The sequence below is a fragment of the Stenotrophomonas tumulicola genome, assembly GCF_014117215.1.
GTDB classification, from domain to species: Bacteria; Pseudomonadota; Gammaproteobacteria; order Xanthomonadales; family Xanthomonadaceae; genus Stenotrophomonas; species Stenotrophomonas tumulicola.
The window spans coordinates 1,130,224-1,150,044 of sequence record NZ_JACGXS010000001.1 but is presented as its reverse complement, the minus strand read 5'-3'; the positions used below and the strand labels follow the sequence as shown (position 1 = coordinate 1,150,044).

15 protein-coding genes are annotated in these 19,821 nt (G+C 67.0%); 13 read left to right on the top strand and 2 right to left on the bottom strand.

What is annotated here, in order from left to right; translation table 11 throughout:
- The first annotated feature begins 68 nt into the window (after positions 1-68).
- On the top strand, positions 69-1,631 hold the full coding sequence (locus H4O11_RS05090) for an N-acetylmuramoyl-L-alanine amidase family protein (RefSeq protein ID WP_182338254.1): 1,563 nt from the start codon (positions 69-71) through the stop codon (positions 1,629-1,631).
- Positions 1,632-1,688: 57 nt separating this feature from the next.
- Here H4O11_RS05090 and trxB read toward each other — a convergent pair whose 3' ends face one another.
- Positions 1,689-2,660 carry a thioredoxin-disulfide reductase gene (gene trxB, locus H4O11_RS05085; RefSeq protein ID WP_182338253.1) on the bottom strand — a complete coding sequence of 324 codons (972 nt, stop codon included), beginning with the start codon at positions 2,658-2,660 and terminating at the stop codon, positions 1,689-1,691.
- A 255-nt stretch (positions 2,661-2,915) separates the two neighbouring features.
- Between trxB and H4O11_RS05080 the strand changes: the two genes are divergently transcribed.
- From H4O11_RS05080 to fusA, 10 genes are all read left to right on the top strand, one after another.
- The gene (locus H4O11_RS05080; protein ID WP_182338252.1) at positions 2,916-5,270 is read left to right on the top strand and encodes a DNA translocase FtsK 4TM domain-containing protein; all 2,355 of its coding nucleotides are present in this window, start codon (positions 2,916-2,918) and stop codon (positions 5,268-5,270) included.
- 109 nt (positions 5,271-5,379) lie between these two features.
- Positions 5,380-6,018, top strand: a complete 639-nt coding sequence (gene lolA, locus H4O11_RS05075; RefSeq protein WP_182338251.1) for an outer membrane lipoprotein periplasmic chaperone LolA — start codon at positions 5,380-5,382, stop codon at positions 6,016-6,018.
- Between the two features lie 148 nt (positions 6,019-6,166).
- Positions 6,167-7,462, top strand: coding sequence for a replication-associated recombination protein A (locus H4O11_RS05070; RefSeq protein ID WP_246333303.1), 1,296 nt, complete (start codon positions 6,167-6,169; stop codon positions 7,460-7,462).
- Positions 7,462-7,854 carry a fluoride efflux transporter CrcB gene (gene crcB / locus H4O11_RS05065; protein WP_182338249.1) on the top strand — a complete coding sequence of 131 codons (393 nt, stop codon included), beginning with the start codon at positions 7,462-7,464 and terminating at the stop codon, positions 7,852-7,854. The genes H4O11_RS05070 and crcB overlap by 1 nt, the downstream gene beginning before the upstream one ends.
- 169 nt (positions 7,855-8,023) lie before the next feature.
- Complete coding sequence (locus H4O11_RS05060) at positions 8,024-9,019, top strand: alpha/beta hydrolase (protein WP_182338248.1); 996 nt, start codon at positions 8,024-8,026, stop codon at positions 9,017-9,019.
- A gap of 115 nt (positions 9,020-9,134) precedes the next feature.
- The gene (locus tag H4O11_RS05055) at positions 9,135-10,511 is read left to right on the top strand and encodes a YncE family protein (RefSeq protein WP_182338247.1); all 1,377 of its coding nucleotides are present in this window, start codon (positions 9,135-9,137) and stop codon (positions 10,509-10,511) included.
- Positions 10,512-10,564: 53 nt separating this feature from the next.
- Entirely contained in the window at positions 10,565-11,635 is a 1,071-nt protein-coding gene (locus H4O11_RS05050; protein WP_246333239.1) for an ABC transporter substrate-binding protein, read from the top strand.
- Positions 11,636-11,652: 17 nt separating this feature from the next.
- On the top strand, positions 11,653-12,693 hold the full coding sequence (locus tag H4O11_RS05045; protein ID WP_425506005.1) for a FecCD family ABC transporter permease: 1,041 nt from the start codon (positions 11,653-11,655) through the stop codon (positions 12,691-12,693).
- A complete protein-coding gene (locus tag H4O11_RS05040) occupies positions 12,690-13,451 on the top strand; it encodes a heme ABC transporter ATP-binding protein (RefSeq protein WP_182338246.1) in 762 nt (253 codons plus the stop codon). Before H4O11_RS05045 ends, H4O11_RS05040 begins: the two co-directional genes overlap by 4 nt.
- 426 nt (positions 13,452-13,877) lie before the next feature.
- Positions 13,878-15,905: an elongation factor G gene (gene fusA, locus H4O11_RS05035; protein WP_182338245.1), complete on the top strand. Its 2,028-nt coding sequence runs from the start codon at positions 13,878-13,880 to the stop codon at positions 15,903-15,905.
- Positions 15,906-16,078: 173 nt separating this feature from the next.
- Here fusA and H4O11_RS05030 read toward each other — a convergent pair whose 3' ends face one another.
- Positions 16,079-18,214 carry a TonB-dependent siderophore receptor gene (locus tag H4O11_RS05030; RefSeq protein WP_182338244.1) on the bottom strand — a complete coding sequence of 712 codons (2,136 nt, stop codon included), beginning with the start codon at positions 18,212-18,214 and terminating at the stop codon, positions 16,079-16,081.
- A 328-nt stretch (positions 18,215-18,542) separates the two neighbouring features.
- Here H4O11_RS05030 and H4O11_RS05025 point away from each other — a divergent pair, with 328 nt between their 5' ends.
- Complete coding sequence (locus H4O11_RS05025) at positions 18,543-18,815, top strand: hypothetical protein (RefSeq protein ID WP_182338243.1); 273 nt, start codon at positions 18,543-18,545, stop codon at positions 18,813-18,815.
- Between the two features lie 116 nt (positions 18,816-18,931).
- The gene (locus H4O11_RS05020; RefSeq protein ID WP_182338242.1) at positions 18,932-19,675 is read left to right on the top strand and encodes a SapC family protein; all 744 of its coding nucleotides are present in this window, start codon (positions 18,932-18,934) and stop codon (positions 19,673-19,675) included.
- The last annotated feature ends 146 nt before the right edge of the window (positions 19,676-19,821 follow it).

Here is a 19,821-nt window from a genome sequence, read left to right as displayed (position 1 = left end):
GTAGGCAGCCAGCATGGGGGGCGGGGAGACTGAAGGTGGCCGAAGGGCGGCCTGGCAGAGGGGGCACGATGAAAAGTTTTGTCCGTCATATCGGCATTTCGGGGTGCTTGCTGGCGCTCGGTGCAATCGTGACGCCAGGCGTTGCACGCAACGGCCCACCAACGACGCCCGTGGATGTGCGGGCATCACCCCAGGACCTGGAGCTTGACGCGTTGCTGTCAGCCGAAGCACGGCGTGTCATGCAGGGTGTAGTACGACTTGAGGGGCAGAGTACATCTGGCGCCGTCAACGCGACGATGAACCTTGCTACCCGGGATATCGTCGTCGACTTCTCCCGGGAGTTCCTGCCCCATGAGGCGGAGGCACCTTTCGAGGACCAACTGGATGAATTCCGGCATGCCTTGATGGCCGCCAGTGCTCCGTTCCTGGCGGCGGCCCGCGTCCAGTATCGTTTCGATGGACGGGATCTCTTTTTCTACTTCCCAAAGCTGCAGGAAGAGGATGCCCACGGGCGCGAAGCAGAGGCCGCCAGGTTTGGATCAGGTGCGGGTTCGGCGATGGTGTCCGCAGGACATGGCTACTATCGTCGGCTGGTAAAGGACATCTGGGTCACCCAGCGTGATCCAAGGAATGGAGTACTCGAGGACTTGATAACACCTCTATATGCGGAGGAGTTGAAAGGCTGGCTCGAAAGCCGAAGCCAGATGCCGGTCTTTCGGCCCAGGACAACGTCGACGGATATCCATGAATCAAGCGGGAGGGCCTGGTGGGAAGTGGCAGGGCGATACCACCTTGAGGCGCAGTATCCAGATAACCCGGAGATATGGAACTCGCTTGGTTCCGGAACATCGGACGATCATCACTACAAGGAAGACATCCGTAGTCGGCCGCTGTTTGCAAACCACCATGATGCTGACGTGGCCATCCATCTGCACACGAACGCTGCGGGGCCTTCCGCGACCGGCACCAGGGTGATCTACCAGACGGGACGTGAGCAGAGCAGGCTTCTGGCTTCAAGCATTCTGTGTTATGTGCGCGAACTTGTTACCGCTGCCGACGCGTACCATGACTTTGTCGTCAGCGCTGAAGCACATCCTGACAACAAGGGGGAGAACCGCCTCGCCCAGATGCCATCAGTGATTGTCGAAGCCGCCTTCCATACCAATCCCGATGACGCGTTGGCCCTGCAGGATCCTGTCTTCCGGGCGGCGGCGATGAAAGGCGTGGAGAAGGGCTACCGGCTCTGGCGCGAAGGCAAGCCCTGCCAGCCACTGGCCATCCAGCGGGTCACCGACGTGACCCTGCCGCCACATACGGTCGGTGAAGTGGAGGTGCATTTCGAGGGCCATCCCCGGTTCCCGGTGACGATGGAAGTGACGCCGCTCGAATGTCCGCAGGACTCTACCTGCGATGGCGGGGAAGAAGTAAAGAAGGAGCCGCTGGATTCTCCACTGACCTTCGAAATTGAATGTGGCCGGGGCGACCACACGCGCATCTCGCTGTGGCAGACGGTCCTGCGCGATGACGATGGCGTTGCCAGCGCGGCCGCGCAGCATCGGCTTACCTGTACAGGTCCTGCCAGCGCCAAGGAAGGGCATCGTGCCCGGCAGGCCCGGATCGGGATGTGGTGACTCCCATCCCGACGCGACTGGCGCCAGTGCATCCGGCGCCAGCCTGGCCCGCGGCTATCAGCCGATCTTGCCCTGTGCGTCCAGGTAGCGCTCGGCATCCAGTGCGGCCATGCAGCCGAAACCGGCCGAGGTGATCGCCTGGCGATAGTGCTGGTCGGCCACGTCGCCGGCGGCGAACACACCCTTGACCGAGGTCTCCGTCGCACCGCCACCCAGGCCGGAACGGATCTCCAGGTAGTCGTTGTTCATCGCCAGCTGGCCCTTGAACAGCTCGGTATTGGGATGGTGGCCGATAGCGACGAAGAAGCCATGGGCTTCGATGTCGCGGGTGCTGCCGTCCAGGGTGGACTTGACCCGCACCCCGGTCACGCCGGCGTCGTTGCCCAGCACTTCGTCGACCTGGTGGTGCCACACCGTCTCGATCTTGCCGGCGGCGACCTTGGCGAACAGCTTGTCCTGCATGATCTTCTCCGCCTTGAGCGTGTCACGGCGGTGGACCAGGTAGACCTTGCGGGCGATGTTGGACAGGTACAGCGCCTCTTCCACGGCGGTGTTGCCGCCACCGACCACCACCACGTCCTGGTCGCGGTAGAAGAAGCCGTCGCAGGTGGCGCAGGCGGACACGCCGCGGCCCTTGAAGATATCTTCCGACGGGATGCCCAGGTACTTGGCGGTAGCGCCGGTGGAGATGATCAGCGCATCACAGGTGTACTCGCCACTGTCGCCGACCAGCCTGAACGGGCGCTGGGAAACGTCGGCGGTATGGATATGGTCGAAGATCACTTCGGTCTCGAAGCGCTCGGCGTGGGCCTGCATGCGCGACATCAGGTCCGGGCCCATCAGGCCGTGGGCGTCACCGGGCCAGTTGTCCACTTCGGTGGTGGTCATCAGCTGGCCACCCTGTTGCAGGCCGGTGATCACCACCGGCTTCAGGTTGGCGCGGGCGGCGTAGACGGCAGCAGTCCAGCCGGCGGGGCCGGAACCCAGGATGACGAGGCGCTGATGGCGGGAAGGCGTGCTGGGGCTCATGTAAACTCGCGGGAAAGTAGACGGGGCAAGGCCCTGCGCTGGTTTGCGCGACCTTGGTGGCAGACCATAGAGTGATGGCTGGGACGGGGTGATTCAAGGCGGGAAGTAGAACGCCGCGGTCCGGCAGGCGTGCGGACCTGCTGCCAGGCGGTCTGTGGCGGGCGGCAATGGCCGATCCAGCAGGCGGTGACGGAAATCTGGCGCGGTTCGTTTATTATCAACCACTAACAGCGTATTCCAAAGGTAGTGTCCAAGGTGGCGAAGCAGGTCCCCGAACGCAGCAGACCAGCCGAAGGCAAATCCCGCCGCGGCGATCCGACCCCGTCCGACAACTCCCGGCGCCAGCGCCTGTGGCGCGACCTGGGCGTGATCGCCGTTGCGCCGGCCTTGCTGTACCTGGTGGCCAGCCTGTTCACCTATTCGGCGACCGATCCGGGCTGGTCGCATACCGGCAGCATCGTCGCGCCGGTGCACAACATGGGCGGCCGTGCCGGCGCCTGGATCGCCGATGTGCTGCTGCAGCTGTTCGGCTACATGGCCTTCCTGCTGCCGGTCATCCTGGGCGCACTGGCCTGGATCGCGATGTTCGGGCTCAAGCGTGAAGCCAAAGGCGAAAACGACCTGGACCCGGCATTGCGGCTGGTCGGGCTGGTCGGCTTCCTGATCGCCGGCACCGGTTTCCTGCATCTGCGTCTGTTCAGTGCGGACGTGGCGGCGGCTGGCGGCATCCTCGGCAAGCTGGTTGGCAGTTCGCTCAGCGTTGGCTTCGGTGCGCTGGGTGCCAACCTGTTCGTGCTGGTGTTGCTGCTGGCCTCGATCACCCTGGCCACCGGGCTGTCCTGGCTGCAGGTAATGGAAAGGATCGGCAAGGGCGTGATGTCGCTGGCGCCGCTGCTGGAGAAGAAGAAGGAGCAGGCCACCGAGTGGAAGCAGACCCGGGTGATGCGCGAGGAACGCCAGGAAGTGCGCAAGGTGGATGCCGAGGTGCGTGCCAAGCGCGAGCCGGTGAAGATCGAGCCCCGTCCGGAGCCGGTGATCGAGAAGAGTGACCGCGCCAAGCGCGACACGCAGATCCCGATGTTCCAGGGCGTCAATGGCGATGGCTCGGACCTGCCGCCGCTGGCGCTGCTGGATGACCCCAAGCCGCAGCCCAAGGGCTATGACGAGGAAACGCTGGAAACGCTGTCGCGGCAGATCGAGTTCAAGCTGAAGGACTTCCGCATCGATGCGGTGGTGGTCGGCGCCTATCCGGGGCCGGTGATCACCCGCTTCGAGATCGAGCCGGCACCGGGCATCAAGGTCAGCCAGATCAGCTCGCTGGACAAGGACATCGCCCGCGGCCTGTCGGTGAAGTCGGTGCGCGTGGTGGACGTGATCCCGGGCAAGTCGGTGATCGGCCTGGAGATCCCCAACGTCACCCGCGAAATGATCTATCTGTCCGAACTGCTGCGGTCCAAGGAATACGACAAGGCCGCCAGTCCGTTGACCTTGGCGCTGGGCAAGGACATCGCGGGCCGCCCGACCGTGGCCGACCTGGCGCGCATGCCGCACCTGCTGGTCGCCGGTACCACCGGCTCGGGCAAGTCGGTGGCGGTCAACGCGATGGTGCTGAGCCTGCTGTACAAGGCCTCGCCGAAAGACCTGCGGATGCTGATGATCGATCCGAAGATGCTCGAACTGAGTGTCTACCAGGGCATCCCGCATCTGCTGGCGCCGGTGGTCACCGACATGAAGGAGGCCGCCAACGGCCTGCGCTGGTGCGTGGCCGAGATGGAGCGCCGCTACAAGCTGATGAGCGCGGTCGGCGTGCGTAACCTGGCGGGCTTCAACAAGAAGGTGAAGGACGCCGAAGACGCCGGGCAGCCGATGATGGACCCGCTGTTCAAGCCGAACCCGGAGCTGGGCGAAGCGCCGCGGCCGCTGGAGACGTTGCCGTTCGTGGTGATCTTCATCGACGAATTCGCCGACATGATGATGATCGTCGGCAAGAAGGTCGAAGAGCTGATCGCACGACTGGCACAGAAGGCCCGTGCCGCCGGCATCCACCTGATCCTGGCCACCCAGCGCCCGTCGGTGGACGTCATCACTGGCCTGATCAAGGCCAACATCCCGACCCGCATCGCCTTCCAGGTCAGCTCCAAGATCGATTCGCGCACCATCCTGGACCAGTCCGGCGCGGAAACGCTGCTCGGCCACGGCGACATGCTGTACCTGCCGCCAGGCACGGCCATGCCTGACCGCGTGCACGGTGCCTTCGTCTCCGATGAAGAAGTCCATCGCGTGGTGGAACACCTCAAGGCGATGGGCCCGGCGGACTATATCGAAGGCGTGCTGGACGAAGTGCAGACCATGGGCGACGGCGTGGTGGTGGGCGCGGGTGGCCTGCCGGAGACCGCCTCGTCCGGCGATGAGTCCGATCCGCTGTACGACGAAGCGCTGCGGGTGGTGACTGAAACCCGGCGTGCCTCGATCTCCGGCGTGCAGCGCCGGCTGAAGATCGGTTACAACCGCGCCGCGCGGCTGATCGAAGCGATGGAGGCGGCAGGCGTGGTCAGCTCGCCCGAACATAACGGTGACCGAACCGTACTGGCGCCACCGCCGCCGAAGTAATGCGTCGGCCAGGTCTCCCGGGAGGCCTGGCCGCTATCGCCTAGCTGCCCATTCAGGTTGCCCCCGGCACAATCCGCCTTACTGTCCTGTAGCTCCCTTGGATACCCGCATGCACGCCAGCTTCCGCCGCTTCCTTGCCACCTCCGCGCTCGCCAGCGCGTGCCTGCTGTCCACCAGCGCGTGGGCCGGCGCGCGCGACGAACTCAAGGCATTCACCACCGGGCTGAAGGGCCTGGACGGGCAGTTCAGCCAGCAGGTGTACGACACCCGTGGCAAGGTCAAGGAAACCACCAGTGGACGTGTCGCGCTGTCCGCGCCGCGGCTGTTCCGCTGGGAATACCAGAAGCCGCACGTGCAGGTGATCGTTGCCGATGGCACCAAGGTGTGGATGCACGAACCGGACCTGGAGCAGGCCACCGTGCGCGCACAGGGCAAGGAAGAGCAGAACAGCCCGCTGACGGCGCTGATCAACCCGGCGCTGCTGGAACAGCAGTACGACCTCAGCGAAGAAGCCGCCGCGCGCGACGGCCTGGAATGGTTGTCGCTGACCCCGAAGCGTGAGACCGAAGCCAGCTTCCAGCATGCCGCGCTGGGCTTCAGCGCGCAGGGGCTGTCGAAGATGGAAATCACCGATGCGGTTGGCCAGCGCACGGTCATCACCTTCAGTGGCTGGAAGCGCAATCCCTCGTTCGCCAACGACACGTTCCGCTTCACCCCACCGGCCGGCACCGACGTCATCGGCGAATGACGCCGTAGCGCCGGGCATGGTCCGGCGCTACCGTCCTGGCCCATGCCACGCGTTACAATGACGCGTGGCCAGACAACGCACTTCTTCATTCCCCGGGCCTGATCTGCTGAGCGTGGATCGGGACCACCTGCGTCCGCTCGCCGAGCGCATGCGCCCGCGCACGCTCGATGAAATGGTCGGGCAGAAACGCCTGCTGGCGCCGGAGAGCGCGCTGCGCCGCGCGGTGGAATCCGGCCGCGTGCATTCGATGATCCTGTGGGGGCCGCCGGGCTGTGGCAAGACCACGCTGGCGCTGCTGCTGGCCGAGTACTCCGATGCCGAATTCCGTGCCATCTCCGCGGTGCTGTCCGGCCTGCCGGAAGTGCGCCAGGTACTGGCCGAAGCGGCACAGCGTTTCGCCGAAGGACGTCGCACGGTGCTGTTCGTGGACGAGGTGCATCGGTTCAACAAGGCCCAGCAGGATGCGTTCCTGCCGCATATCGAGCGTGGCACCATCCTGTTCGTCGGTGCCACCACGGAAAATCCGTCCTTTGAACTCAATTCGGCGCTGCTGTCGCGCTGCCGCGTGCATGTGCTGGAAGGCGTCTCGCCGCAGGACATCGTCGAGGCCCTGCAGCGCGCGCTGGACGACGGCGAACGTGGGTTGGGCGGGGAGGGCATCCAGATAGAGCCGGAACTGCTGCTGCAGATCGCAAGCGCCGCAGATGGCGACGTGCGGCGCGCGCTGACCCTGCTGGAGATCGCCGCGGAGCTGGCGGCGGACGAAGGCGGGCACATCACCCCGCAGACGCTGGTGCAGGTGCTGGCCGATCGCACGCGACGCTTCGACAAGGGCGGCGAGCAGTTCTACGACCAGATATCGGCACTGCACAAGTCGGTGCGCAGCTCCAATCCGGATGCGGCGCTGTACTGGCTGACCCGGATGCTGGATGGCGGCTGCGATCCCTCCTACCTGGCGCGCCGGCTCACCCGCATGGCCATCGAGGACATCGGGCTGGCCGATCCGCGTGCGCAGACCATGGCGCTGGAGGCCTGGGACATCTATGAGCGGCTTGGCAGCCCCGAAGGCGAGCTGGCGTTCGCGCAGCTGGTGCTGTACCTGGCCAGCACGGCCAAGTCCAATGCCGGCTATGCCGCGTTCAACCAGGCCAAGGCCGAGGTACGCGAAACCGGCACCATGGAAGTGCCGCTGCACCTGCGCAATGCACCGACCAAGCTGATGAAGACCCTCGGCTACGGCGCGGAGTACCAGTACGACCACGATGTGGAGGGGGGCATCGCACTGGACCAGACCGGCTTCCCCGACGCCATGGGCGAGCGGGTGTATTACCAGCCGGTGGCGCGCGGCCTGGAGATCAAGCTGAAGGAGAAACTGGACCGGCTGCGCGTGCAGCGCGGACAGGCACGCCAGGCATCCGGTCGCCAGCAGCAGGACGAAGGCTGATGGGCGGCGCATGGTGGCAGCAGGTGGGCCTGGTGATGGCCGGTGGCGCACTGGGTTCAGCGCTGCGCTTCATCATCGGCGATGCCATGTTGAGGAACTTCGGCCAGGGCTTCCCCTGGGGCACCCTGACGGCCAATTTCATCGGCGCCTTCGCTGCCGGCTACCTGCTGGTGTGGCTGCACCAGCGCGGCGGCAACGTGCAGTTGCTGCGCGCCTTCCTGGTTGTCGGGCTGCTGGGCGGCCTGACCACGTTTTCCTCGTTGATGCTGGAAACGCTGGTATTCGCGCGGACTGATCGCGGGCTGATGGTGCCGGTCTACCTCGGCGCCAGCCTGGCCGGTGGCCTGCTGCTGGTGTGGCTGGGCGCGCGCCTGGCCGAAACCGCCCGGTAGCTGCCGGGTGCCGGCGGGCACGGTCTGTGTAACCGCTGACACAGTGGAAACATTCCGACACGTGAATCGCAAGCGATAACCATTCTCGTTTGATAGACTGGGCCGTGAGGCATCCGATGCCTTGCCGGGTACCGGCCGGTGCCGGCGATCCTGTCGTGAGTCGTCCCGCATGTTCCACCGCCCCCCTGTCTTCCGCCGTGCGATGACGTTCATCGTGCTCTGTGCTTTCACTGCCACCGCCACGTTCTCCAGCCAGGCGCAGCAGCGCAATCCGGACCAGTTGGTCGGCCAGACCGTGCTGGACGCGCCGGCGAGCAGTTACCGCTTCGAGCGTTTCGTCGTGGAAAGCGCCGATGGGCAGCGCCGCTGGCGGGTGAACCTTGGCGTGCCGGTGCGGCCATCGACGGCCCTGGCGCCGGTGCTGTATGCACTGGATGGCAATGCCGTGGCGATGGTGCTGGACCAGCCGTTGCTGGCCGAACTGGCCGCCAGTCCGGCGCCGCCGGTGCTGGTGTTGATCGGCCATGACAACGAGCGCCGCATCGACTCGGTGCAGCGCACCCGCGACTACACCGCGTGGATCGATCGCGCAGACGACGAAAGCGGGCAACTGCAGGTGGTCGGCGGTGGCGCGCATGCGTTCCTCGACGTCATCGAGCGCCAGGTCAAACCGGAGGTCGCGCGCCGCGCCTCCATCGATCCGCAACGCCAGGCGCTGTGGGGGCATTCGCTGGGCGGGCTGTTCGTGCTCAGCAGCCTGTACACGCGTCCGGCCGCATTCCAGCAGTACGTGGCCGCCAGTCCATCGCTGTGGTGGAGCCAGGGCGCACCGCTGGGCGACATGGAAACCCAGTTCATCGACAACAGTGCCGGCCAGCCCATCCAGCTGTGGGTGATGCTCGGCGGCGATGAACGCAGTGGCAACCGGGGTGTACGTGACATGGCCAATCCCCGCGTGGTCGCCCATCTGCGTCGCGTAGGAGGTGCGCCGTCGGACGCGGCACATGCGCTGGCCGGACGGCTGGCCGCGGTGCCCGGGCTGCAGGTGCAGTATCGCGAGTTCCCCGGACTGGGCCACGGCCCGATGCTTTCCGCTTCGTTCAAGGCCACGCTGGCGGCGCTGTATGGAATCGCCGACCACGGCGCGGTGCAGGGCGCGCATTGAATTCCGCGTACGGCATGGCCGTGCGCACCTTTCACCCAGGCAATGCCCGCACGCGGGCAGGACGCCAAGGCAATGGCACACCGCGCTACCGCGCACCCCATGCAAGGAGCATGTCATGACCGCACGCACTTCCCTTCGGATCGGCACCCTGGCCGCCGCCATCCTGTTAGCCGCAAGCGCTACCGCACAGCCGGTGTTCGACGCGCCGGCCAACGGTTTCAAAGGCAAGCTCACCGCACGCAGCGAGAATCCGGTTGCCGGCGGCAGCGCCGAGATCATCGGCAGCGGTTTCGTTCCGGGCCAGCAGGTGGAACTGCTGCGTGGCCAGGCCGTACTGACCGGCTCGCCGCTGATCGTGGACGACAACGGCCAGTTCAAGACCGAGCTGGCCATCCCGGCCGACGCGGTGCCGGGCCAGCACCCGCTGGTGGCGCGCGCCAGCGGCCCGGCGGCGGCGGCGGTGACCACGCTGCGTGTTTCCCCGAAGCTGGCCCTGAGTGGCCAGGAGCGCTTCTCCACCGCATCCAACAAGCTGGTGCAGGGGCTGTACCAGAGTGCCTACAGTGCTGCCAGCAACGCGGTCTTCGTGACCTCTGCGGTGGGCCGTCCGCCGGTGACCCAGTCGCAGCTGTTGAAGGTGGATCCGACCACGCTGGAGGTGCTCAAGGCCATCACGCCGGCCACCGTGCCGGGTGGCAAGGGCGACAGCGTGTACGCCGTGTATGGCGTCGGCGTGGATGATGCCAATGGCAACGTGTGGGTGACCAACACCCGCCAGAACACCGTCGCGGTTTATCGCCAGTCCGACCTGTCGCTGGTACGCCAGTTCGACGTGGGTGCAGTGCCGCATGCGCGCGACGTGGTGGTGGACGGCGCGCACGGCAAGGTCTTCGCCTCGGCGACCGGTGAAGACCACCTCTCGGTGTTCGATGCCAGGACCCTGCAGCCCCTCGAGTCGATCACCCTGACATCCGGCGTGGACGACGAAAAATTCGTACCGATGAGCCTGGTGCTGGACGAGCCGTCCGGCAAGCTGTTCACCGTCAGCATCGGTACGCCCGAAGCGGCGGTGATCGACGTGGCCAGCGGCAAGGTCGACAAGGTCATCGCACTGGGCAACGCCACCAGTGCCTCCGGCGTTGCCTACGATGCGAAGCGCAACCGCCTGTTCGTCGCCTCGCAGGGCAGCGACAACCTGCTGATCGTCGACGTGGCGTCCGGCACCGTGCTGCATGACGTGGCGGTGGGCGCCGGGGCGCTCAACGTTGCGTTCGATCCGCTGGCCGGGCTCGCCTATGTCAGCAACCGCGGCGCCGGCACGGTGACGGTGGTCGACGCCGATGGCACGGTCGTGGGCAACCTGGAAGGCGGCACCTTCCCCAACCACGTGCGCGCCGATGGCAAGGGCAACGTATTCGCGGTGAACAAGTCCAAGGGCGCCGAAGATCCCAAGGGCGACCGCATCACCCGCATCGCGCTGCGCCAGCTGTAAGCCAGCGCCGCAACACGGGGCGGCAACGCTCGCCCCGTCCAGGAGCAGCAACAATGAAAACCAGGCACATCGTCGCCCTGCGGATGGTTCCGCTGGCCCTCTCACTCGGCCTGGCGGCCTGCAGCGCGGGCGACGGCCAGGCCGACAACGCCGCCAACGCGGGGGGGGGGGCGGCATCGCGTCCTGCATCGTCGTCGGCCGCGGTGGATGCCGCCGATGCGTTGCCGGAAGGCTGGCAGCGGCTCGATGGTGGGCAGGTGCCTTCGGTTCCGGCAGGAACCCCGCAGCTGCCAGCCAGCGTGCGTTCCGATGATGGCGTCGAGGTGCAGGTGGACGACCCCGGTCGCATCATTGCCGGTGGCGACGACATCATCGCGGTGATCGAGGCCCTGGGGCAGGGCAGCGCGGTGTTTGCCGCGCCCACCAACACGGTCACGGCGGCAGGCAGGGCGGCGCCACACCAGTTCCTGTTCAACAAGACCACTGGCGTGGAGGGCGTGCTGAGCCTGGGCGGATCGCTGTTCCTGGGCAACAGCCTGCGTCGCCATCGCGACCTGTCCGACAAGTTGCGCACGGTAGGACAGGATGCGGTGATCATCGACGACCTGCAGCCGGCGCCGGACAAGATCCGCAAGGTCGCGGCCGCGCTTGGACTGGCCGATGCAGGGGCAGGGCTTGCCGATGCGGTGCAGGCGCAGCTGGACGCGGCCGCTGCGATCGCTGCGCGGGGCACGTGGAAGCCACGGGTGATCCACATCTCCGCGACCGGGGCCGGTGGAAGCCCCACCGTGGCGGGTGCGGACAGTGCCTCAGGGCAGCTGATCACGCTGGCTGGCGGCCTCAACATCGGCACCGAGGCCGGCGTGGCCAATTTCTCGGCGCTCAGCAACGAGGGCGTGGTGGCCGCCGCGCCGGACATCATCCTGGTCACCGAACATGACCTGCAGTTGTTCGGTGGTGCCGACGGCATATGGAAGGCCTACCCGACGCTGAAGCAGACCCCTGCCGGGCAGGCCGGCCGCGTCTGGGTGATGCCGGACATGCAGTTGAAATACACCAGCGTGGGCTCCGGTGCGGGTGCGCTGGCCCTGGCGCGTGCGCTTGCGGCGCTGCCACCGGCATGACGCAGCGTTCGGTGGGGATGCCGCAGCAACGCAGGCGGCGGCGCGGCCAGGCGATGCTGCTGCTGGTGACGACGGTGCTGCTGGGCGCGGTGCTGGCGTCATTCGCGGTGGGGCCGCTGCGGCTGCCGCCGCTGGAGGTGCTGCAGGCCATCGCGGTGAAGCTGGGCCTGCTCGACGCAGCGCAGGTCAGTGCACGCGACCTCGCGGTGGTCTGGCAGTTGCGCATTCCGCGCGTGCTGCTGGGGGCGATGGTAGGGGCGGCGCTGGCGATGGCCGGGGCCAGCCTGCAGGGCCTGTTCGGCAACCCGTTGGCGGACCCCGGCATCGTCGGCGTCAGCCAGGGGGCGGCGCTGGGTGCGGTGGCCGCCATCGTGCTGGGTGCCGCCAGCGCAGGGGGCTGGATCATCCCGGTGGCGGCTTTCCTCAGCGGTGCGCTGGCGATCAGCATCACCTACCTGCTGGCACGTCCCGGACGCGGCCATGGCAATGCGACCCTGTTGCTGGTGGGCATCGCGATGGCCGCATTCTGTTCGGCGGTGATCGGCTTCCTGACCTATGTCGCCAGCGAGGCTGAACTGCAGTCGCTGGTGTTCTGGCAGATGGGGTCGTTGGCCAGGGCGAGCTGGAGCGACGTGGCGGCGGTCGCGCCGCTTTTCGTCATCGGCGCGTTCGCCCTGCTGCGCCTGGCCACGCCACTGGACATGCTGGCACTCGGTGAGCGGCAGGCGCAGCACCTGGGCCTGGACGTTGGCCGTACGCGGCGGCGGTTGGTGGCGTTCAGCGCGCTGCTGGTGGGCGCGGCGGTGGCCTTTGCGGGCTCGATAGGTTTCGTCGGGCTGGTGGTGCCGCACGTCGCGCGGATGCTGGTGGGCCCGGGGCACCGCTGGCTGTTGCCGTTGTCCGGCGTGCTGGGCGCATTGCTGATCGTGATCGCCGATACCGCCGCGCGCACGCTGGACCCGCCATCGGAGATTCCGCTGGGGCTGTTCTCCGCAGCGCTGGGCGCGCCGTTCTTCCTGTGGCTGGTGCTGCAGCAGCGCCGCAAGGCGATGTCATGAGCGCCTTGCTTGCCCTGCAGCATGTCGGCGTACGCCGGCAACAGCGGCAGATACTGGCCGACATCGACCTGGCATTCGAGGCCGGCACCGTCACCGCGCTGGTGGGCCCGAACGGGGCGGGAAAGTCCACGCTGCTGGGTGCGGCCTGTGGCGACCTCGCGGCCGACTCCGGCCAGGTGCTGCTGCGCGGGGCCCCCCTGCACGCGCTGCGCGCCGGTGCGCTTGCACGCGAACGCGCGGTCATGCCGCAGGAGCACGCGGTGCGCTTTGCCTTCAGCGTGGAGGAGGTGGTGGCGATGGGGCGGCTGCCGCATCCGCCGGACCTGCATCGCGATACGGGACTTGTCGAGTCCGCGCTGGACGCGGCCGAACTGCAGGCGCTGCGCCTGCGCGAAGTGCAGCAGCTGTCCGGGGGCGAATCCGCACGCACCACGTTTGCGCGCGTGCTGGCACAGGACACCCCGGTGCTGTTCCTGGACGAGCCGACCGCTGCACTGGACCTGCGCCACCAGGAGCGGACGCTGCGCCGGGTGCGCGGCCTGGCCGATGCAGGGGCATGCGTGCTGGTGGTGCTGCACGACCTCAACCTGGCCGCTGGCCATGCCGACCGGATCGTGCTGCTGGAACAGGGCAGGGTGGCGGCGGACGGTACCCCGGCACAGGTCTTGACCGAATCCATCCTGGGCCGGGTATACCAGCAGCAGGTGCGGGTGCTGCAGCACCCCAGCCGGCCGGTACCGCTGGTGGTGGTGGTGTAGTGACGGGCCATGCCCGTCACCGGAAAGCGCCATGCCCGTCACCGGAAAGATGGCGCGCCACAGATCCTCATCGTTCCATCCATGTACGCAATTCCCGCTTGTTTCCCCCGCTGGCAGGCGCACAATACGCGCTCCACTTCCTGGTGAGTTCCATGGACGCCTTTCCGCTGCTGACGTTTCACATCCTGGCCCGCGCATGCGCGGCACGGGTGCGTCTGCCCGGCGGATTACAAGGCGGTTGACCGCATGACGGTTGCCTTGACCCCACGCAGAGCGCCCAACCGGGCGCTTTTTTGTTTCCTGCAACACCGAATCGACGAAGGAGAACGTGCCATGCACCAGATCGCCGAAACCGAACGCTAGCCGCGTGTCCTGCCGCCAACCGGGACACGCGGTCCCTCGTGGTTGGCATTGCAGGAGCACCCCATGAACACCCATACCCTTTCCTTGCGCCGCAACCTCGGCATCATCGCGCACATCGACGCGGGCAAGACCACGCTTACCGAACGCCTGCTGTGGAAGACCGGGCAGATCCATCGCGTGGGCGAAGTACACGACGGCGCGGCGACGACCGATTTCTCGGCCATCGAACGCGAACGTGGCATCACCATCGGCGCAGCTGCCGTGCAGGCGCATTGGGCGCCCCGTGACCTGCCTGCGCACCGGCTGACCCTGATCGACACTCCCGGGCACATCGACTTCGCCATCGAAGTGGAGCGCTCGCTGCGTGTCCTGGACGGTGCAGTGGCGGTGTTCTCCGCGGTGGATGGCGTGCAGCCGCAGTCGGAAACCGTCTGGCGCCAGGCGCGCCGGCATGGCGTGCCGTTGCTGGCGTTCGTCAACAAGATGGACCGCGTTGGCGCCTCGTTCGAGCGGGTGGTCGCGCAGTTGTCGGAGCGCCTGCAGGCAAGGCCGTTGCCGCTGGGGCTGCCGCTGGGCAGCGAGAGTGCCTTTGAAGGCTGGGTCGACCTGGTCGAACGCCAACTGCTGCGCTGGGATGAAGCCGGCACGCTGCAGCGCCAGCCATGGAGCGCTGGACAGCAGCCGCAGTGGCAGGCACAGCGTGACGCGCTGGTGCAGGCGGCGGCCGAACTCGATGACGTGCTGGCCGATGCATGGCTGCAGGACGCCGAGATCGACGCCGGGGCGCTGCATGCCGCGCTGCGACGCATCACCGTGACCGGTGCCGGCGTGCCGGTGCTGGCTGGTGCGGCGTTCAAGGGCAAGGGCGTGGAGCCGCTGCTGGATGCCATCGTCGACTACCTGCCATCGCCGCTGGATCGTCCATCGGTGGCGGCCACGCTGGAATCCGGATCGCTGCAGTTGCCGCCGGATCCCGCAGGGCCGCTGGCGGCACTGCTGTTCAAGGTCACCCATCCGCCGCAGGGTGCGCTTGCGTTCGTGCGGGTGTATTCGGGCACGTTGCGCGTAGGCGACCGCGTGTCCAGTTCGCACCATGGGCCGCGGCGGATCGGGCGGCTGGTGCGGGTGCAGGCCGACCAGTTGCACGACATCGTCCAGGCCGAAGCGGGCGACATCGTCGCGGTGATGGGCTGGAAGGATGCCGGCAGCGGTGAAACGCTGGCGGGGTTGGAACAGCCGTTGCTGCTGGAGGCCATCCAGGCGCAGCCGCCGGTACTCGCGTGGCGGTTGTCGGCGGCGCGCGCCAGTGACCTGCTGCGCATCAGCCAGGGCTTGGCCAGCCTGGTGCAGGAGGATCCATCGTTCCGCGTCGAGACCGAGCGTGATACGGGGGAAACCCTGGTGTGGGGCATGGGCGAGCTGCACCTGGAAGTGATGGTCGAGCGCCTGCGCAGCGAGTGGAAGGTCGAGGTACAGGTCGGCCAGCCACGCGTGGCCTACCTGGAAAAACCCCGCCGGGAAGTTCCTGGCGTGGTGGGACGGGTGGTCAAGCAGACCGGCGGGCAGGGCCAGTTCGCCCACGTGGTGCTGGATCTGCTGCCGCGCGATGACGACGAGGTGGTGTTCAGCGACCGTGTCGTCGGCGGTGCGGTGCCGCGCAACTTCATCCGCGCGGTCGAGCTGGGCGTGCGTTCGGCGCTGCAGGAAGGCCCGCAGGGCCATCCCGTGGTTGGCGTGGAAGTGGTGCTGGTCGATGGCCAGACCCATGCCAAGGACTCGTCCGAGCAGGCGTTCCATCGCGCCGCGGCGGAAGCCGTAAAGGCCGCGTTGGCCGAGGTTGGCACGCAGTTGCTGGAGCCGGTGATGGAACTGCAGGTGCTGGCGCCGGCGGGCAGTGTCGGTGACGTGGTCGGTGACCTGCAGCGGCGCCATGGACGGGTGCAGGCGATCGATGAGCAGGATGGTCGTTCGCAGGTCAGTGGGCTGGCCCCGCTGGCACGCCTGCAGGGCTACAGCACGGCGCTGCGTTCGCTGAGCCAGGGACGGGCCAGCAGCACCATGCAGCTGCATGGCTACGCGCCTGCGGCGTGATGCCATCCTGTAGCGCCGAGCCATGCTCGGCGAGGTCCAGGCAACGCCGGGCATGGCTCGGCGCTACGACCTCCTGCGGGTAGTGATGCAATACGGATGGGGCGGCTTTGGCCGCCCCTTTTCATTTCACGCAACGCCTAGCATGGCTCGGCGCCACGACATCCCAAGGGCAGTTACCAGCCCAGCCGCGCGGTGGCCATCACGGTGCGGCCGCTGCCGTAATAGCAGGACGACACCGTGGTGCAGGTCGAGACGTAACGGCGATCGGCGATGTTGCTCAGGTTCAACGCCAGTTGCAGGTCGCTGCTGCCCACGCGACCGACGTCGTAGCGGATAGCCGCGTCGAACAACGTGTAGCCCGGAATGCGGTACAGGTTCGCGCTGTCGCCGAAGCTGCGGCCGTTGTAGCGCGCGCCGGCGGCCAGGCTCAACCCCTCCAGGGCACCGCCGCTGAAGGTGTAGTCGGCCCAGAACGATGCGGTGTAGTCGGGCACCATCGCCAGTTGCCTGCCCTTGTAGGCATCGGAGCGGATCATCTCCGAATCCATCCAGGCTGCCGCGCCGATCAGGCTGAAGCCGTCGAACGGGGTGATGCGTCCTTCAAGCTCCACGCCGCGTACCCGCCCTTCATCGCCCTGGATGGCGCATCGCACCGTGCCGGTCGCACCGCAGGTGTTATGCGTGGGGTCTGGATCGTCGACGATCATGTCCTGCTGGCGCAGGTCGAACGCCGAGAGGGTCACCAGGCCGTCGACGTTGGCCGGCTGGTATTTGACGCCGGCTTCCCACTGCGTGCCGGACACCGGCTCGAAGGCGGTGTTGGCAAAGCTGTCCAGCGGGCTCTTCGTCGACGGCTGGAACGACTCGGCGTAGCTCACATAGGGCGTCAGGCCATTGTCGAACACATACAGCAGCCCGGCGCGGCCGGTGAACGCTTCGCTCTTGATCACGCTGCGCCCGGTGAGCTGGGCCACACCGGTGGCGAGGTTGCGCGTGGAGCTGCTGGTGTCATCCTTGGTCCAGTCGTAGCGTCCACCGAGGGTCATCCGCCAGTTGCCCCAGGACAGCTGGTCCTGCAGGTAGATGCCGCTCTGCCGGTTGACACCGCCGGTCGGCGCCTCGGAGGCGACAGTGGGGACGTAGCCGCCGTACACCGGGTTGAAGATGTCGATCGGGGGTGGGTTGCTCATGGCACTGCGCACGCCCTCCCAGTCGGCGCGCTGCCAGTCCCAGCCGACCACGACGGTGTGGTCCACGCTGCCGGTGGCGAAGCGGGCCTGCAGGCGCGTGTCGAACGTATCGCCGTCGGAGTCGCCGGTACCCTGCACGCCGCGTCGGTTCTGCGTGCGCCCGTCCGCGCTGAGCGCGCCGAAGGTGACCACGCCGCGATAGAGCGAATCCACGTGCGTGCGCCGCGCGCTCTGGCTGAAGGTCAGGTGGTCGTTGAAGGCATGTTCGAACATCCAGCCTGCCGTCCACAACGTGCGGTCGAACGTGTTCCAGTCCGGCTCGCCGATGAAGGTGGTGTTCTTCATGTGGCCTTGGGGCGTGGCACGCAGCGTGCCGTCCATCGGCAGGAACTGGTAGGTCGCGCCGCCGTCATCCTTCTGGTACATGCCGAGCAGGGTGAGGCGGGTGCGTTCGGCCATCTGCCAGGTGTAGCTGGGCGCAAGGAACCAGTGTTCCTGCGAGGTATGCTTGATCTGCGTGTCGCCATCGCGATACAGGCCGACCAGGCGTACCAGGTGGGTATCGTCGGCGGTCCCGGTGCCGACATCGAAGGCGGCGCTGTACTGGCCGTTCGCATCCAGTCCGAGGCGCAGCTGCTGGCGCTGGCCCGGCTGCGGCGTCTTGCTTACCTGGTTGACCATGCCGCCCGGTGCGACCTGTCCATACATCACCGCTGAGGGGCCCTTCAGCACTTCCACCCGCTCCAGGTTCCAGCTGTCGAACATGCTGCGGTTCCACTGGCTGCCCTGCGGTGCGCGCATGCCATCCAGGGTGACGTTGTTGGCCCAGCTGCCTGCATCGAAACCACGGATGCGGAAATCGTCGACCCGGTTGTCGATGCCCGAACTTTCCAGGCTGACGCCTGCCACGTAACGCATCGCATCGTTGAGCGACTGCACGCCGCGCGCGTCCAGCTCGGCGCGTTCGATCACCGAAACCGACTGCGGCGTCTCGGCCACGGAGGTGCTGGTCTTGGTCGCGCCGCTGACGCTGTTGGCGGCGCGGTAGGCATTCACCCTGACCGCGTCGAGCTCGGTGGCGGCCTGCTGCGCGTGCAGCGCCGGGGACAGTGCAGCCATCAGGCAGGCGAGGGCCAGCGGGTGGCGGCAGGGGCGGGATGGGGCGGAAATTGCTCGGGTCATGGGCATGCGCGTGCCGACCGGCGTCGACCCGGACCGGGGGGCCGAGCGCGCCTGGCGCGGCTTTCAATGAGGTTGCGCGCAGTGTAGCCATGCGCGAGGCGTAATGCAATTGCGAACCATTCGCACAATAGCCCCTGCCTCGCCCGTTGCGATGCCGCGCGATATCGTGTCCGGAGGCGGGAAATTCAGGGTTTTTTGCGCCCAGGGACTGGATTAAAGTGATGCCTCACGATAAAGTGCGCGGCCGTTTTCCCTCCCCGTACGCATGCGCGACGACAAAGACCCCGGAACCTTCGAACTGGCACTGCCACGCAAACGCGGCAGGCCGCCGAAGTTCGGGTACGCGATGAGCGATGCCCAGCGCGCCGCGCGCTACCGGGCACGCCGTGCCGGGCAGGCCAACCATGCCGATGTGCGCAAATGCAGCGACATGGTCCTGCTGGACAAGATCCGGGCGGCGATCCGTGGCAAGGATCCGGAACTCACCGGCTTCCTGGTGCACGTGCTGTGGCAACGCTATCCGCTGCAGCTGAAATGATGCGCCTTTCGGCAGGGTGGTGATTGCCACATGGCTTGATGATAATGCGGGGTTCATGTTCCACCCGCATTCGCGCCCGGGATGGCTGGCGCGTCGAGTAGAGATGGCTTTCCACGATGACCACTGACAACGACACTGCGCCTGCCGCAGGCACCCCTTTGTTCTACAGCCGCCCGGTGCCGCTGCAGTCCGATGCACACGCCGACCTGCGCATCCTGCCGGGCAGGCTGCAGTTCGCCGCCAAGAGCAATGCCATTCCGCTGGTGGTAGGCGAGTTCGCGATGGCCCTGCAGAGCTTCCCGATCCTGTTCGCCGGGCCGGCTGCCGTGCCGATGGCCGCGCTGGGCATCACCGAGGACAACCTGTTCATCGCCGACGGCCAGTGGGAAGAGGACACCTATGTCCCCGCCTATGTGCGCCGCCACCCCTTCATCTTCATCGACACCGACGGCGGCAAGAACTTCGTGCTCGGCATCGACGAAGACAGCGACCGCCTGGTCAAGGGCGGCGAAGAAGGCAATCCGCTGTTCGAAGACGGCAAGGCGAGCGAGATGGTGCAGCAGGCACTGGAGTTCTGCGGCCGCTTCACCGGCGAGCATGAGCAGACCCAGGCGTTCTCCAAGGCACTGGTGGAACAGGACCTGCTGGTGGTCCGCAACGCCAACGTGCGCCTGCCCAATGGTCGCGAGATGACCCTGCAGGGCTTCAGCGTGGTGGACGTGGAGAAGTTCCAGAAGCTGCCCGATGCGGTGGTGCTGGACTGGCACCGCAAGGGGTGGCTGGCGCTGGTGCACCAGCACCTGATGTCACTGTCGCGCTTCAGTGAGTTGACCCGTCGCCAGGCGTTGCGCGAAGCCTGATGGCAGCGCGGGGCGATGCCCCGCTGCTTGTGCCGGTGACGGGCATGGCCCGTCACTACCGATCGGACGGGCAGGGTCTGTCACCGCCGATCGGACGGGCAGGGTATGTTGCTACCGCCCGGACGGGCAGGGTCTGTGCCACCGCC

Coding starts and splice junctions, on each gene's coding strand:
- crcB (WP_182338249.1), top strand. CDS start 7,462: ATGGGCGGCGCATGGTGGCAGCAGGTGGGCCTGGTGATGGCCGGTGGC.
- H4O11_RS05055 (WP_182338247.1), top strand. CDS start 9,135: ATGACCGCACGCACTTCCCTTCGGATCGGCACCCTGGCCGCCGCCATC.
- H4O11_RS05090 (WP_182338254.1), top strand. CDS start 69: ATGAAAAGTTTTGTCCGTCATATCGGCATTTCGGGGTGCTTGCTGGCG.
- H4O11_RS05040 (WP_182338246.1), top strand. CDS start 12,690: ATGAGCGCCTTGCTTGCCCTGCAGCATGTCGGCGTACGCCGGCAACAG.
- fusA (WP_182338245.1), top strand. CDS start 13,878: ATGAACACCCATACCCTTTCCTTGCGCCGCAACCTCGGCATCATCGCG.
- H4O11_RS05025 (WP_182338243.1), top strand. CDS start 18,543: ATGCGCGACGACAAAGACCCCGGAACCTTCGAACTGGCACTGCCACGC.
- H4O11_RS05045 (WP_425506005.1), top strand. CDS start 11,653: ATGCCGCAGCAACGCAGGCGGCGGCGCGGCCAGGCGATGCTGCTGCTG.
- H4O11_RS05030 (WP_182338244.1), bottom strand. CDS start 18,214: ATGGCTGCACTGTCCCCGGCGCTGCACGCGCAGCAGGCCGCCACCGAG.
- trxB (WP_182338253.1), bottom strand. CDS start 2,660: ATGAGCCCCAGCACGCCTTCCCGCCATCAGCGCCTCGTCATCCTGGGT.
- H4O11_RS05050 (WP_246333239.1), top strand. CDS start 10,565: ATGAAAACCAGGCACATCGTCGCCCTGCGGATGGTTCCGCTGGCCCTC.
- lolA (WP_182338251.1), top strand. CDS start 5,380: ATGCACGCCAGCTTCCGCCGCTTCCTTGCCACCTCCGCGCTCGCCAGC.
- H4O11_RS05060 (WP_182338248.1), top strand. CDS start 8,024: ATGTTCCACCGCCCCCCTGTCTTCCGCCGTGCGATGACGTTCATCGTG.
- H4O11_RS05070 (WP_246333303.1), top strand. CDS start 6,167: ATGCGCCCGCGCACGCTCGATGAAATGGTCGGGCAGAAACGCCTGCTG.
- H4O11_RS05020 (WP_182338242.1), top strand. CDS start 18,932: ATGACCACTGACAACGACACTGCGCCTGCCGCAGGCACCCCTTTGTTC.